Origin of the sequence: Kitasatospora sp. NPDC091335 (assembly GCF_044757205.1) — a bacterium.
GTDB lineage: Bacteria > Actinomycetota > Actinomycetes > Streptomycetales > Streptomycetaceae > Kitasatospora.
On sequence record NZ_JBIVUM010000020.1, the window covers coordinates 119,079 to 133,707 of the forward strand.

At 74.5% G+C, this 14,629-nt stretch carries 10 protein-coding genes; 7 read left to right on the forward strand and 3 right to left on the reverse strand.

Annotated elements, in window-relative coordinates; genetic code table 11:
* Nucleotides 1–87: 87 nt before the first annotated feature.
* Together ACIQOW_RS33030 and ACIQOW_RS33035 are read right to left on the reverse strand one after the other, a co-directional pair.
* Nucleotides 88–1,011 (reverse strand): TetR family transcriptional regulator, encoded by a 924-nt coding sequence (locus ACIQOW_RS33030; protein ID WP_401091204.1) that lies wholly within the window; start codon nucleotides 1,009–1,011, stop codon nucleotides 88–90.
* A 332-nt stretch (nucleotides 1,012–1,343) separates the two neighbouring features.
* Nucleotides 1,344–3,119 carry a 3-hydroxyacyl-CoA dehydrogenase family protein gene (locus ACIQOW_RS33035; protein WP_401091206.1) on the reverse strand — a complete coding sequence of 592 codons (1,776 nt, stop codon included), beginning with the start codon at nucleotides 3,117–3,119 and terminating at the stop codon, nucleotides 1,344–1,346.
* Between the two features lie 453 nt (nucleotides 3,120–3,572).
* Between ACIQOW_RS33035 and ACIQOW_RS33040 the strand changes: the two genes are divergently transcribed.
* The 4 genes from ACIQOW_RS33040 to ACIQOW_RS33055 all read left to right on the forward strand — a co-directional run bounded on the left by ACIQOW_RS33040 (nucleotide 3,573) and on the right by ACIQOW_RS33055 (nucleotide 9,566).
* The gene (locus ACIQOW_RS33040; RefSeq protein ID WP_401091208.1) at nucleotides 3,573–5,054 is read left to right on the forward strand and encodes a hypothetical protein; all 1,482 of its coding nucleotides are present in this window, start codon (nucleotides 3,573–3,575) and stop codon (nucleotides 5,052–5,054) included.
* Between the two features lie 77 nt (nucleotides 5,055–5,131).
* Nucleotides 5,132–6,613 carry a glutamine synthetase gene (locus ACIQOW_RS33045; RefSeq protein ID WP_401091210.1) on the forward strand — a complete coding sequence of 494 codons (1,482 nt, stop codon included), beginning with the start codon at nucleotides 5,132–5,134 and terminating at the stop codon, nucleotides 6,611–6,613.
* Between the two features lie 3 nt (nucleotides 6,614–6,616).
* Nucleotides 6,617–7,735 (forward strand): amidohydrolase family protein, encoded by a 1,119-nt coding sequence (locus ACIQOW_RS33050; protein WP_401091211.1) that lies wholly within the window; start codon nucleotides 6,617–6,619, stop codon nucleotides 7,733–7,735.
* A 346-nt stretch (nucleotides 7,736–8,081) separates the two neighbouring features.
* A complete protein-coding gene (locus tag ACIQOW_RS33055) occupies nucleotides 8,082–9,566 on the forward strand; it encodes a S8 family peptidase (protein ID WP_401091213.1) in 1,485 nt (494 codons plus the stop codon).
* A gap of 209 nt (nucleotides 9,567–9,775) precedes the next feature.
* Here the strand turns inward: ACIQOW_RS33055 and ACIQOW_RS33060 are convergent, their stop codons facing one another.
* On the reverse strand, nucleotides 9,776–10,675 hold the full coding sequence (locus ACIQOW_RS33060; protein ID WP_401091214.1) for a HipA family kinase: 900 nt from the start codon (nucleotides 10,673–10,675) through the stop codon (nucleotides 9,776–9,778).
* A gap of 90 nt (nucleotides 10,676–10,765) precedes the next feature.
* On the opposite strand from ACIQOW_RS33060, the gene ACIQOW_RS33065 reads away from it, so the two are divergent.
* The 3 genes from ACIQOW_RS33065 (at nucleotide 10,766) to ACIQOW_RS33075 (ending at nucleotide 14,628) form a co-directional block, all read left to right on the forward strand.
* Nucleotides 10,766–11,206, forward strand: a complete 441-nt coding sequence (locus tag ACIQOW_RS33065) for an SRPBCC family protein (protein ID WP_401091216.1) — start codon at nucleotides 10,766–10,768, stop codon at nucleotides 11,204–11,206.
* Between the two features lie 302 nt (nucleotides 11,207–11,508).
* Nucleotides 11,509–12,663: a glycosyltransferase gene (locus ACIQOW_RS33070; RefSeq protein ID WP_401091218.1), complete on the forward strand. Its 1,155-nt coding sequence runs from the start codon at nucleotides 11,509–11,511 to the stop codon at nucleotides 12,661–12,663.
* A 441-nt stretch (nucleotides 12,664–13,104) separates the two neighbouring features.
* A complete protein-coding gene (locus tag ACIQOW_RS33075; RefSeq protein WP_401091220.1) occupies nucleotides 13,105–14,628 on the forward strand; it encodes a sugar transferase in 1,524 nt (507 codons plus the stop codon).
* The last annotated feature ends 1 nt before the right edge of the window (nucleotide 14,629 follow it).

Below are 14,629 nucleotides of genomic sequence, written 5' to 3' on the forward strand. Positions count from 1 at the left end.
ACGCGCGTCGCGCGGGCATGGGGAAGGCCCGCGCCGACCGTTCGGCGCGGGCCCTCGATATCGCTCTGACCTGCGTGAATGCTGCGCTTACAGCTGTCGGGCGCCACTCAGTGCGGCCCGGATGCTGTCCACCACGACGTCCAGTGGAGCGTCCGTCCTGGCGACTGTGATGAGCACCTCACCTCCGGGACTGGCACTCAGTGCGCTCTCGGCGCCGGTGTCCCCGGGGGTCCCACTGGCACCCGGTGCCACCACCGATCCCCGGCGTCTGGCACCCGGTGCGCTGGAGGCCCAGAAGGTTCGCCGGATCACCTCGAAGGAGTGGTCCAGCTGCTCCTCCACGTCGCCCCGGCCGCCCGCCCGCAGCCAGCGCCGCAGCACGTGGTTGTGCGCCGCGACCACCGCCGCCGCGGAGACCTCGGCCAGCATCGAGTCGTCCTCGCCGCCGCGCTGCCAGCCGGACGGGATGGACTCGCCGGTGTCGAAGCGCCCCAGCAGGTAGCGGGTGAACAACCGCTCGTAGCGGGCCACCACGGCGATCTCCCGTTCGCGCAGCGCCGGGACCTGACGGATCAGCTGGTACCGCGCGACCGACACCCCCGGGGTGGAGGCGTACATCCGCAGCACCTCCTTGATGCCCCGGCAGACCACGTCCAGCGGGTGCTCCTCCGGCTCGGCGCTGGCCAGCAGGTCGGCCACCCGTACCAGGGTGTCGTCGTGGTCCGGGAAGATCGCCTCCTCCTTGGACCGGAAGTACCGGAAGAAGGTGCGCCGGGCCACCCCGGCGGCGGCCGCGATCTGGTCGACCGTGGTCTCCTCGTAGCCCTGCGAGGCGAACAGCTCCATCGCGGCCGTGGCCAGGTCCTGACGCATCTGCTGGCGCTGCGCCGCCGCCCGGCGGCTGCCCGGCCCGCCGTCAGGCCCGGTGCCCCCGGTCGAGGAGGCGGTCCGGTCGGCGCCGCGGTGCGGCCCGGCGGGGTGCTGCGGGGAGGTTGACTGAACCCGATCCATGTCCGGAACGCTACACGGCCCGGACGGCGCGGCCGCGGCCCTTCCCCGCCGGACCGGTGTGACCGGGCCGGCCACCGCCGGGCGGGGCCAGCGGGAGGACACCGTCCCCGGGCTCCAACCGGGACGAGTGGAGGGCACTGAGGGCGCTGAGGGCGCGGAGCCGTACGGCGGGGCGCTGTTCCCCGGCGCCGCGCCCGCGTGTGGCTGCGGCCCGGGGGAGTGCGGTCCGGCCGGCTGCGCCCCGAGCGACGACCCGTACGACACCCCGTACGGGCTCTCGCGCGGCGTCTCGTACGGTGCCTCGTACGGGCCGCCCCCGGCCTGCGGCGTGGTCACCGGCGCGCGTGGTCGCGGAAGCCGCGGCCGGTCTTGCGGCCCAGGCAGCCCGCCGCGACCAGGTGCTCCAGCAGCGGTGCGGCGGCCAGCCCGGGCTCGCGGAACTCCTGGTGCAGCACCTGCTCGATGGTGAGCGAGACGTCCAGGCCGACCACGTCCAGCAGCTCGAACGGACCCATCGGGTACCCGCAGCCGAGCTTCATCGCGGTGTCGATGTCGTCCACCGTCGCGTAGTGCTCCTGGAGCATCCGCACCGCGTCGTTCAGATAGGGGAAGAGCAGCGCGTTGACGATGAAGCCGGCCCGGTCGCCGCACTCCACCGGGTGCTTGCGGACCTCGGCCGTCAGCGCCAGCACGGTCGCGGTGACGTCCGGCGCGGTCAGCACGGTGGAGACCACCTCGACCAGCTTCATCGCCGGGGCGGGGTTGAAGAAGTGCATCCCGATCACGTCCTGCGGCCGCGAGGTGGCGGTCGCGCAGCTGATCACCGGCAGCGAGGAGGTGGTGGTGGCGAGCACCGCGCCCGGCTTGACGATCCCGTCCAGGGTGGCGAACAGCTCCCGCTTGACCGCCAGGTCCTCGGCGACCGCCTCGACCACCAGGTCGACCTCGGCCAGCTCGGCGTACCGGCCGACCGGAGTGACCAGCGCCAGCGCGGCGTCCCGGGCCTCGGCGGACAGCCGGCCCTTGGCCACCGAACGCTCCAGCGACTTCGCCAGCTGCGCCTTGGCCCGCTCGGCCTTCTCCCGGCTGCGGGCGGCCAGCAGCACCGGGCGCCCGGCCTTGGCGAACACCTCGGCGATACCGGTGGCCATCGTCCCCGAACCGCAGACGCCGACGGTGCGCACCTCCCGGCCCGGCACCTTCGGCAGCGCGGGTCCGGCCGCCGCGTCCACCGGCTTGGACGAGCCCGGCGCCTCGTAGGCGTAGAAGCCGCGGCCGGTCTTGCGGCCCAGCAGTCCGGCCGCGACCAGCTGGCCGAGGATCGGGGCGGGCGCGTGCAGACGGTCCCTGGACTGCTCGTACATCGCCTCCAGCACGGTGCGCGCGGTGTCGATGCCGATCAGGTCGAGCAGCGCCAGCGGTCCCATCGGCAGGCCGCAGCCGAGCCGCATCGCGGCGTCGATGTCCTCCCGCGAGGCGTACTTGGACTCGAACATCGCGGCGGCCTGGTTCAGGTACGCGAACAGCAGGCCGTTCACCACGAAGCCGGCCCGGTCGCCGGCCGCCACCGGCTCCTTGCCCAGGTCGCGGGCGAAGGCAGCGGCGTCCTCGGCGGTCCGCGCGGAGGTCAGCACGGTGCGGACCACCTCGACCAGCTTCATGCCGTGCACCGGGTTGAAGAAGTGCAGGCCGAGGACCCGCTCCGGACGGGCGGTCGCGGCGGCGATCCGGGTCACCGACAGCGCGGTGGTGCCGGTGGCCAGCACGGTGCTCTCCGGGCAGATCCGGTCCAGCTCGGCGAAGACCTCCCGCTTCAGTTCCAGTTGCTCGGGCACCTCCTCGATCACCAGGTCCGCCCCGGCGGCGGCCGCCAGCTCGTGGCCGACCGAGATTCGGTCCAGCAGTCCGGCGCGCTCCTCGGTGGTGAGCCGCTCGCGGTGCACCGCGTGCGCGGTGGCCTCCTTGATCCGGGCCAGCGCCCGGGCGGCCGATTCCTCGGTGGCCTCGATGCCGATCACCCGGCGGCCGCTCTTGGCGACCGCCACCGCGACGCCGGCACCCATCGTGCCGAGGCCGACGACGGCGACAGTGGGGAAGGGACGCTCCATCTGTCCTGACTCCTAGTCATGAAGGGCCCGCGCGTGCTCCGGCGGGCACGCCGCCGCGCCCGTACGCCGGGGGCGGCAGCCGCCGGAGGAGGGTCCACGCGCGGGGGCTGGGGAGATGACGGGGGTGTCGGCGCACCCGGGCAGCCGCCGGTCCGCTCCGGCCGAACTGCGGATGTGCCGTGGTGTTCAGGCGCTCGAAGGTGAAGGAAGCGACCCTGAATGAGAGGAGGAACCCGGCCCGCCGCGGTCCGCGGCACCTGCCGGTGAAGGCGCACCGTGCGAGCGCCGGAGAAACGGCGACCGCGGCCTGCCGCCGGTGCGGCTCCCGAAGCCCGGCGGTGTGGTGCGTGTCCGGCCACTGTAGCGAGGCTACTCGCGAGTAGGAAGGGGTCGGAGCCGGAAAACCGTTCGGGGGCGGGGCGGGAGGCCCCCGGTGGCCACACCCGGCTGACCGTGGAGACCTTCGCCGCCCGGGTCGAGCAGGCCCTCGGACAGGGCGACCTGCCCGCCGCCGTCCGACTGCTGGCCCGCCGCCCCGGCGAACTGGTGCGCCGGCTGCACCACCTGCTGCGGGTGCACGCCACCTGGCTGCCCGACGAGCCACTGCCCGCCGAACTCGCCGGGGCGCTGCCCGCCGCCCTGCGCGCGGTCGCCCCGGGACCGCTGCTCGGCGCGTACGGGCGGCTGCGCGCGCCGCGCGAGTACGGCGAGCGGCGGCTGTACTTCCCGCGCGGCCGGGTCGCCTCGGCGCATGCCCGCGCCGACCCGGGAACGCCCGTCCCGGCCGCGCTCAGCGCACCCGTCTGCGCCCTGATCGAGGCCGAACTGCTGCGCCGGGCCGGTGAGTCGGCCCGGGGTGCGGAGCGCTACGAGGTGGCCGTGCTGGACGCCGCGCTGGCCGACCTGGTGGTGCCCTTCGCCGAACGCGCCAGTGCCAGGACCCTGGTCGCGGTGCCGCGCGGCAGCGTGCAGCCCCTCCCGGACGGGCAGCGGCTGCGGCTCTTCCTGCACTGGATGCAGCGCCCGCACCAGAGGGTGGACCTCGACCTGTCGGTCGCCTTCTACGACGAGGAGTGGCGGTTCGCCGGCCTGTGCGACTACACCCGGCTGGTCACCGGGCCGCGCGCCGCCGTCCACTCCGGCGACTACACCAGCGCCCCGCCGCCGCACGGCGCCACCGAGTTCGTCGACCTCGACCTGCCCGCGCTGGGCGAGGCCGGTGCCCGGTACGCCGTGGTGGTGGTGTTCAGCTACAACGACGTCCCCTTCGAGGACCTCACCGAGGCCTTCGCCGGGTTCATGGCGCTGACCCCTGCCGAGGCGACCCGCCGGCGCACCGGCGGCTTCCACCCCGGGAGCGTCCGCCAGCGGTTCGACCTCGCCGGGAGCGCCAGGATCCGCGTGCCGATGATCGTCGACCTCGGGACCCGCAGCCACACCTGGACCGACCTCGACGTGGGCGCCGCCGCCGGGTTCCACAACCTCGCCCGGCACCACGCCGAGATCGGCGCACTGGCCGCCGACGTCACGGCCCACTTCGCGCCCGGCACCCGGGCCACCCTGTGGGACCTCGCCTGCGCCGTCGGCGCGGCCGGCAGCGACGAGGTGCTGGTCCGCGACCGGACCGGCCGCGGACTCGACGTCTACCGCCGGGGCGCGGACGAACGGGTGGCCGCCTTCGCCGAACGGCTGCGGGCGGGCGGCCGGAGCGACCGGCACACCGAGCGGCCGCCGGACGACACCGCCCGGCTGATCGCCGAACGCCTCACCGGAGCCCGGGCGTTCGCCGCCCTGGTGCACGCCGACGTGCCCGCCCCGGCGGGGGTGTGCGGCACGCTCTACCGGCTCCACCCTGGCCCGACCGACGCCGCCCCCGACACCCTGGAACGGATCACGGCGGGGGAGTTGACCGCCAGGTTCGCCCCGAACGAGTGAACGGGTGAACAGGGCGGCCAAGCGGACCACCCGATAGGGGAGTTACCCGGCCCCCGTCGGCGGGGCAGCATGAGGACATGACCACCGGAACCACCGGAACCGCCACCGCCGGCCCCACCGCGCCCGGTCCCGCCGAGCAGCCCGCCGCCGAACGGCCCGTCGCCGCCGAACGGTTCGGCACCGCGGCGGCCGTCGCGCTGCCACCGCGCGGCGAGCGGGCCCGGCGCGCCGAGGAGGCCGCCGACCGGCTGCGCACCGAGGCCGTCGAGGCCGTCGCCGTCACCTGGGTGGACAACGCCGGCATCACCCGGGTCAAGGCAGTGCCGCTCGACGGCCTGGTGCACACCGCGCAGTGGGGCGTCGGCACCGCCCCCTGCTTCGACGTGTTCCTCGCCGACGACGCGATCACCACCAGCCCGATCATCGGCGGCCCCACCGGGGACCTCAGGCTCTACCCGGACCTCGACCGGATCGTCCCCCTGGCCGCCCAGCCCGGCTGGGCCTGGGCCCCGGGGGACAGGTACACCCAGGCCGGCGCCCCGCACCCGGGCTGCCAGCGGCTGTTCGCCCGGGGAGCCGAGGCCGCGGCGGCCGCGCGCGGCCTGAGCCTCAAGGCGGGCATCGAGGTCGAGTGGACGGTCGCCCTGGCCGGCGCGCCACCGGAGGAGCCGCGCTACCCGACGCACGGGCCGGCGTACGGGATGCACCGGCTCACCGACCTCTCCGACTACCTGCGCGACGTGCTGCGCGCCCTCGGCCGGCAGGGGCTGAGCGTCCTCCAGATCCACCCCGAGTACGCCCCGGGCCAGTTCGAGGTCTCGGTCGCCCCCGAGGGCCCGGTCGCCGCCGCCGACACCTCCGTCCTGGTCCGGCACACCGTCCGGGCCGTCTCCGCCCGGCACGGCCTGCGGGTCTCCTTCGCCCCGGTGGTCGAGGCCGGCAGCGTCGGCAACGGCGGCCACCTGCACGTCAGCCTCTGGCGGGAGGGCCGCAACCTCGGCCACGGCGGCCCGGGTCCGCACGGCCTGACCGCCGAGGCCGAGGGCTTCCTCTCCGGGGTGCTCGACGCGCTGCCCGAACTGCTGGTGCTGGGCTGCTCCAGCCCCGCCGGGTACCTGCGTCTGGTCCCCCGGCACTGGGCCGGCGCCTACCAGTGCTGGGGCCTGGAGAACCGCGAGGCCGCGCTGCGCCTGGTGACCGGCTCCACCGGGGAGCGGGCCGCCGCCGCCAACGCCGAGGTCAAGTGCTTCGACGCGAGCGCCAACCCGTACCTGGTGGTCGGCGGGGTGATCGCGGCCGGCCTCGCCGGGCTGGACCAGCGCCGCGCGCTGCCACCGGAGTTCACCGGGGATCCGGCGGCCGCCGAGCCGGGCACGGTGCCCCGGCTGCCGGCGGGCCCAGCCGAGGCGATCGCCGCGTACGAGCGTTCCGCGGTGCTGCGCGAGACGCTCGGCGAGCCGCTCCACCAGGCGGTGCTGGCGGTGCGCCGGGCGGAGGAGGCGCAGTACGCCGCCGCCACACCCGAGGAGTTGGTCGCGGCGACCCGCTGGCGGTACTGAGCGGTGGCCCGGCCGGAGGAGCCCGCGCTGGTCGACCACCACTGCCACAGCGTGGTGGCGGCCGAGCTCACCGACGACGCCCTGGCCGGGCTGCTCACCGAGTCCGACCGTCCGCCCGCGCCCGGTTGCTCGCCCTTCGACAGCGCGCTGGGCCTGGCGGTGCGGCGCTGGTGCCCGCCCGTGCTCGGCCTGCCGGCGCATGCCCCGGCGGCCGACTACCTGGCCCGGCGACGGGAGTTGGGCGCCCCCGAGGCCACCCGGCGGCTGCTGGCGGCGGCCGGGCTGGACATCTGCCTGGTGGACACGGGGCTGACCGCCGCCGCGGGCCACGAGCTGCTGCCGCTGCCCGAACTCGCCGAGGCCACCGGGGCGTCGGTGTACGAGGTGGTCCGGCTGGAGTCGGTGGCCGAGACGGTGACGTCCGTCGCCGAGGCCTGGCCGGCGGCCGTCGCCGAGGCGCTGGCGACGGCCGCCGCCGGGGCCGTCGCGGTCAAGTCGGTGCTCGCCTACCGGCACGGCCTGGCGGCCCCCGCCGAACGCCCGGACCGTACGGCCGTGGTGGCCGCGGCCGGCGCCCACCTGCGCGGCGGGAGCGGCCGGCTGACCGACCCGGTGCTGCTGCACCACCTGCTCTGGACGGCCGTGGACGTCTGCGCCGGGCTGGGTCTGCCGCTCCAGCTCCACACCGGCTTCGGCGACCCCGACCTCACACTGCACGGGGCCGATCCGTCGCTGCTGACGGACTTCGTGCGCGCCGCCGAGCCCAGCGGCGTCCCGCTGGTGCTGCTGCACGGCTACCCGTACCACCGGCAGGCCGCCTGGCTGGCCCAGGCCTTCCCGACGGTGTACACCGACCTCGGGCTGACGGCCTCGTACACCGGTCCGCGGGTGGCGGCGGTGCTGGGCGAGATGCTGGAGCTGGCCCCGTTCGGGAAATTGCTGTTCTCCACCGATGCCTACGGGTTGCCCGAACTGTATTTGGTGGGCACCTGTCAGTTCCGACACGGACTGCATGGGGTGCTGGCGAGCTGGCAGGCCGACTGCGCCTGCGCCGCGGCCGACGCCGAGCGGGTGGCGCGGCAGATCGCAGCCGGCAACGCGCTTCGGTTGTACGCGTTGTAGCGCTGCGATCCGGGCTGCTCCCCCCGCTGCCCCCTCGCCGGCTCCTCGCTGGTCACCGCGGCGCGGACCACGCTGCGGACCGTGCTGCGAAGCACGCCGTGAACCACGGTGTGAACCCCGGTGTGACGGGCGCGGCCGCACGTCGGCGAACCATCACTTTTTAACACTCTGGAACTCTGTTGCCCTTGTTGAACTCCGAGGGCCGGTAACCCCTGTTCTTGGTTCAGATGTGACGATTAGATGACTACCCCTTGCGCTTTTCAGTAAATCTTCATTAGCGTCCCGGTCATTCCCAGTGCACCTGCCAACCGCAGCTGCCGCCTGACGACTCGGGAGGCCAACCCCCATGAGAGTTCCCCGGATCAGCCGCACCCGGTATGCGGCGGTGGGCCTCGTGCTCGCCACCGCCGGCGCCCTGGCGCTGCCGGCCGGCACCGCCGTCGCGGCCCCCGTGGCCGACTCGACGACCGGTCCGCTGCTCAGCTACGTCGTCAACACCAAGGCCAACCACGGGCAGGTGCAGAAGGTCGAGAAGGCCGTCGCCGGCCTCGGCGGCACGGTGGTCCAGTCGTACGAGCAGATCGGCGTCGTGATCGCCCGCTCGAACGACACCAAGTTCGCCGAGAAGCTGCGCCTGGCCAAGGGCGTCGACTCGGTCGGTGCCAGCCGCACCAAGGGCATCGTCGCGGCCGACCAGGGCAAGGCCGAGGTCGCCGCCGAGCCGGCCGCCGCGCCCGCCGCGGGCCAGGAGCCGTACGACGCCTACCAGTGGGACATGCGTCAGATCGGTGCGGACAAGGCGCACAAGATCTCGACCGGCAGCCGCAACGTCACCGTCGGCGTGCTGGACTCCGGCATCGACGCCACCCACGAGGACCTCGCCGCCAACGTGGACGCCGCGCAGTCGGTCTCCTGCATCGACGGCAAGCCGAACACCGACTGGAAGGCCTGGCAGCCGACCAACAGTGACCACGGCACCCACGTGGCCGGCACCATCGCCGCCGCCAAGAACGGCAAGGGCATCGTCGGCGTCGCGCCGAACGTGAAGCTGGCCGCCGTCAAGGTCGTCGACGACGGCGGGTTCATCTACCCGGAGAGCGCGGTCTGCGGCTTCGTCTGGGCCGGCGAGCACGGCTTCAAGGTGACGAACAACAGCTACTTCGTCGACCCGTGGATGTTCAACTGCAAGACGGACAAGGACCAGGCCGCGATCTCGGACGCCGTCCGCAAGGCCGTCGCCTTCTCGCAGCGCAAGGGCGTCCTCAACGTCGCCGCCGCGGGCAACGAGAACATCGACCTGGCGCACAAGACCGTCGACGTGGCGAGCCCGGACGACACCACCCCCGGCACCCGCCCGATCACCAACGACTGCCTGTCGCTGCCGACCGAGCTGCCCGGCGTCGTCGCCGTCTCCTCGGTGGGCTCCGAGGGCGTCAAGGCGTACTACTCCAGCTACGGCAAGGGCGTCGTGTCCGTCACCGCGCCCGGTGGCGACCGCCGCTACCAGCTGCCGAACACCCCGGACAAGGACGGCCGCATCCTCTCCACCCTCCCCGGTGGCAAGTACGGTTACATGCAGGGCACCTCGATGGCCACCCCGCACGCCGTCGGCGTGGTCGCGCTGCTCGCCAGCACCTTCCCGTGGGCCAGCCCGGACGAGCTGACCGAGATGCTGACCACCCACGCCGAGTCCGTCCCGTGCCCGAGCGGCGAGTTCAACCCGGGCGGCACCGGTGCCTACAAGGCCACCTGCGAGGGCGGCGTGAACGACAACGGCTTCTACGGCGCCGGCCTGATCAACGCCGAGAAGTCGGTCCAGTGGTGGCGCTGACGCGCTGACCGCGGACACATCCGAACAAGCCGGGCCGGGGAGCGGGACCACAAGGTCCCGCTCCCCGGCCGCGTTCGCTCACCGGAGCCCACCGGAGCCCACCGGAGCCCACCGGAGCCCACCGGCGTACGGACACCGGGATGCCGACACACCGGGATGCCCACATGCCGGAGCACCACCGTCCGGGAGGCCACGGCCGCCCGGCCCGGTCAGCCCTCGTCGACGTGGTTCTCCCAGACCGTCTCCACCGACGGCTTGCCGTGCAGGTCCGGCACCTCCTGTAGCCAGGCGGGCCGCCCGGCCCGGGTCCTGGCCGCCTGGCGCCGCTCCGCCTCGCGCAGCTGCTCGGGTGTGGCGAAGCCCTCCGGCAGCCACTGTCCGGAGAGCACCACCCTGGCGGCCAGGTGGGCGACGTAGGCGTGCCGGACGGCGTCCGCCGAGTCGAAGCCCGGCTCGTCGGCCAGCCACTCGTCCGGGACCAGCGCCAGCACCTCCTCCAGCAGTGGCACGGTGACCAGCGGCCCGAGTTCCTCGTCGGCCAGCCGGACGTCCGGGGCCGAGCCGCCGAGCGCGTGCGCGCTGAGGTCGTACCGCTTGCCGACCGCCGCCCCGGCGCCCGCCCAGCGGTGGTGGAAGATCAGCGCGGCGCCGTTGTCGATCAGCCAGAGCCGCCCGTGCCAGACCACCAGGTTGGGGTTGTGCACGGTGCGGTCGACGTTGCCGGTCAGGGCGTCCAGCCAGACCACCCGGCCGGCCTCGGCCGGGTCGACCGCGATCATCCCCGGCCGGAAGTCGCGGGCTCCGGGCAGCAGGTCCATCCCGAGGTTGAGGCCGGAGCTGGCCTTGAGCATGTCCTGGATCTCGGCGTCCGGCTCGTCCGCGGCGACGGCCGGGTCGAAGTCGACCAGCCGCAGCTCCGGCACCCGCAGCCCCAGCCGCCGGGCCAGCTCGCCCACGATCACCTCGGCGATCAGCGCCTTGCGGCCCTGCGCGGCCCCGGTGAACTTGACCACGTACGTGCCCAGGTCGTCGGTCTCCACCACGCCGGGGACGGAGCCGCCGGCCCGCAGCGGGTCGACGTAGCGCACAGCAGTCACCAGATCGAGCACACCGGCCACCCTATCCCGCCGCGTCGCGGGCGCGACCCTGTGATTGGCTTGCCGGACAGACCGTACCCACCACACGAGGAGAGCAAGGTCATGGGACAGGTGCAGGCCACCACCGAGCGGGTCTACGACGCCGCGCCCGAGCGGGTGTACGAGGCGCTGGCCGACTACCAGGTGACCCGCCCGAAGCTGCTGCCCGCGCAGTACAGCGAGTACGAGGTGCGGGTCGGCGGCACCGGCGCCGGCACCCAGGTGCACTGGAAGCTCCAGGCCACCGAGAAGCGGGTGCGCGACTGCCTCTTCACCGTCTCGGCGCCCCAGCCCGACTGCCTGGTGGAGAAGGACGCCAACTCCAGCATGGTGATCACCTGGACCGTCGCCGCCGTCGGCGAGGGCCGCGCCAAGGTCACCGTGACCGCCACCTGGCAGGGCGCGACCGGCATCGGCGGCTTCTTCGAGCGGACCTTCGCCCCGAAGGGCCTCAACCGGATCCACGACGAGGTGCTGGCCAACCTCGCCGACGAAGTCCGCTGAGGCCGGCGGGAGCCCGATGAGGCCCATTGAGGCCTATGCGGCCCGTTGAGGCCTGCCGAGGCCCGCTGAGTTTCACCGAGGCCCGCCGGGGCCACCGGCTTCCGGCGGGCCTCGTCGGGCAACGGAATCCCCGCCCGCGCGATTCACGCGGGTAAATCCGTCAGGGCGATCGAATCGCTCGATGATTCGGGCAGCTCGGCCACCCGTACGAGCCGAAAGCCGTACGGGTGGCCGAACCGCCACCTGCGGGTGACGGGGGCCGCCCGGCACGGGGGAGCCACCCTAGGCTCGCCGCCGTGCATATGACGATCCTTCACATTTCGCAACCGGTGGACGGCGGGGTCGCCCGCGTCGTCGCCGATCTGGTCCGGGGCCAACGGGAGGCCGGCCACCGGGTGCTGGTCGCCTGCCCGCGCGGCGGGCGGCTGGCCGAGGAGGCCGCCGCGGTGGGCGCGCTGGTCCAGGACTGGCCTGCCCGGCGCTCCCCGGGCCCCGGCACGGCCGCCGAGGCCTGGCGGCTGCGCCGGATCGTCCGGGCGGCCGGGCCCGACGTGGTCCACCTGCACAGCGCCAAGGCCGGGCTGGCCGGCCGGCTCGCGGTGCGCGGCGCGGTGCCGACCGTCTTCCAGCCGCACGCCTGGTCCTTCGCCGCCGTGGACGGCTCGCTGGCCGCCGCCACCCTGCGCTGGGAGCGCTTCGCCACCCGCTGGTCGCACCGGCTGCTGTGCGTCAGCGTCCAGGAGCGGGCCGACGGCGTGGCCGCGGGGTTGCACGCCGACTGGGCGGTGGTGCCCAACGGTGTGGACGTGCGCCACTACGCACCCGCCGACCGCCGCGCCGCCAGGATCGCGCTCGGCCTGGACCTGGACGCCCCGCTCGCGGTGTGCGTCGGACGGCTGTGCCGGCAGAAGGGCCAGGACGTGCTGCTGGCCGCCTGGCCCGAGGTGCTGCGCCGGGTGCCGCGGGCCAGGCTGGCGCTGGTCGGCGGCGGCCCCGAGGAGCAGCGGGTGGCCGAGCTGGTCCGGGGGACCGCCGAGCCCGCCAGGATCCGGCTGGTCGGGGACGTGCCGGACCCGCGCCCGTGGCTGGCGGCGGCCGACCTGGTGGTGCTGCCCTCGCGCTGGGAGGGGATGGCGCTGGCCCCGCTGGAGGCGATGGCGGCCGCCCGTCCGGTGCTGCTGACGGACGTGTCCGGCGCCCGGGAGTGCCTGCCGCCGTCCGAGCTCGGGCACGCGGTGGTCCCGCCCGAGGACGTACGGGCGCTTGCCACCCGAATGGGGGACGCGTTGTCCGATCCGATCGAATGTGAGCGGCGTGGTGCCCGGCTGCGCGAACACGTGGCGGGCCGGCACGACGTGCGGACCGTGGTCGAACAGGTGGACGTCCTCTACCGCCACCTGCTGGGCGCCGGCCCGGCGGCGGGGCGGCGCCGGGCCCGTGTCCCAGAGCGGATCTGATCGTTTCACATGCCGTGAATGCCCGCCGTTTCCGGCGCTGTCGTATTCGCACCCCCGACCGGACGCGGGGGCGAGGCGTCAAATCCGAAATACCTATTAATGGGCGGCTGGAATGAAACGGCAAGTCAACTTCCGGACTGTACGGCCTGGTTCTGTATTGTCGGATTTTGCCTGCTTCGCTCGGATTTCTTGCCGGGAATTCTCGGCTGAGCCCGTTGTGACCGATTCCTTCGTGACCGGCCCATTCGCGATCGTTCCATTCGGGATCGGTCCCTGTGTGATCGGTCCATTCGCGATCGGCCCCGCCACCGGACGCCCGAAAGCCGTCAGCGGCAGCAGGTGCTGTCAGGACCGCGCCCACCGGGCCGGGACGGCCGCCCCGCGCCAGCCGGTGCCGGGGCGCCGTCACCCCGGGCACACCGCAGGGGAGATCGTGCGCTGATGACCATTGACCACGACAGTGTGCCGCGAGCGGGTGGACCCCTGTCCGGCCCCCGCCGGCCCGGCACGGGGCTGCTCGACCGCCCGGCGGGGACGACGTACCCCCGGGCGGTCACGCCGCCCCGCCGGCCCCGCGGGGCGGTCCGCTCCCGGCTGGCCCTGTCGCTCGCCCTGGTCCAGGCCGACGTCATCGCGCTCTGCTCCGCCGGCGGCATCGCCAACCGGGCCGTCGACCCGGCCGCCCCGCTCGACCCCCTGCTCGGCGTCCCCGCCCTCCTGCCCCTGCTGCTCCTGCTCAACCTGGCCGGTGGCCTCTACCGCTCCCGGCTCAGCCTCTCCGTCCTGGACGAACTGCCCGCGCTGGCCGCCCGGGCCGTGGTCGCGACCGCCTTCGCCGTCACCCTGTCCAGCTGCCTCGGCGACCACTGGCCCGACTGCGGCCCGGCCGGCCCCGCCCGGCTCACCGCCCTGCTCGGCGCCCAGCTGCTGATCGCCGCCGCCGGCCGCGCCGTCCTCTACCACCTGGTCCGGCGGCTCCGCCGCAACCACCCCAGCCCCGTCCTGGTGCTCGGCGCCGGACGGCTCGGCCGCCGGGTCGCCACCGCGCTGTCCGAGCACCGCGAGTACGGGATGCGCCCGGTCGGCTTCCTCGACGCCGACCCGCCGCTGCTGCCCGGCGGCACCGACCTGCCCGTGCTCGGCGGCCGCGAGGTACTGGAACGCGAGGTGCGCCGGCACCGCGTCCAGCACGTCATCGCCACCGCCGGCGCCGCCGACGAGGCCGAGACCGCCGCCACCCTGCGCGACGCCGCCCGGCTCGGCTGCCAGGTCTGGCTGGTCCCCGCACTGCGCGAGTACGGCTCGCTGCCCACCACCCCGGTCACCGGCGGCGACCACCTGTGGGGCTTCCCCTGTCTGCGGGTCGGCCGCCCGGCGACGCGCCGCCCCGGCTGGGCCGTCAAGCGCGCCCTGGACGTCACCGCCGCCGCCACCGGCCTGCTGCTGCTCGCCCCCGTCCTGGTGCTCTGCGCCCTCGCCGTCCGCTTCGACACCGGCCCCGGCGTGCTCTTCCGCCAGCAGCGCACCGGCCTGGACGGCCGGGTCTTCACCGTCCTCAAGTTCCGCACCCTGCGCCCGAGCAACGAGCACGAGTCCGCCACCCGCTGGAACATCTCCCAGGACCACCGGATGGGCACCGTCGGCAGGCTGCTGCGCAAGAGCTCGCTGGACGAGCTGCCGCAGCTGTGGAACATCCTGCGCGGCGACATGAGCCTGGTCGGCCCGCGCCCCGAACGCCCGTACTTCGTCATGCGGTTCGGCCAGGCCCACCCCGAGTACGCCGACCGCCACCGGGTGCCGGTCGGCCTCACCGGCCTGGCCCAGGTCAACGGCCTGCGCGGGGACACCTCCATCGAGGACCGGGCCAGGTTCGACAACCGCTACATCGAGAGCTGGAGCCTCTGGCAGGACGTCAAGATCCTGTGCCGGACCGCGGCCGTGATGCTCCACCCGGACGGGAGCTGAC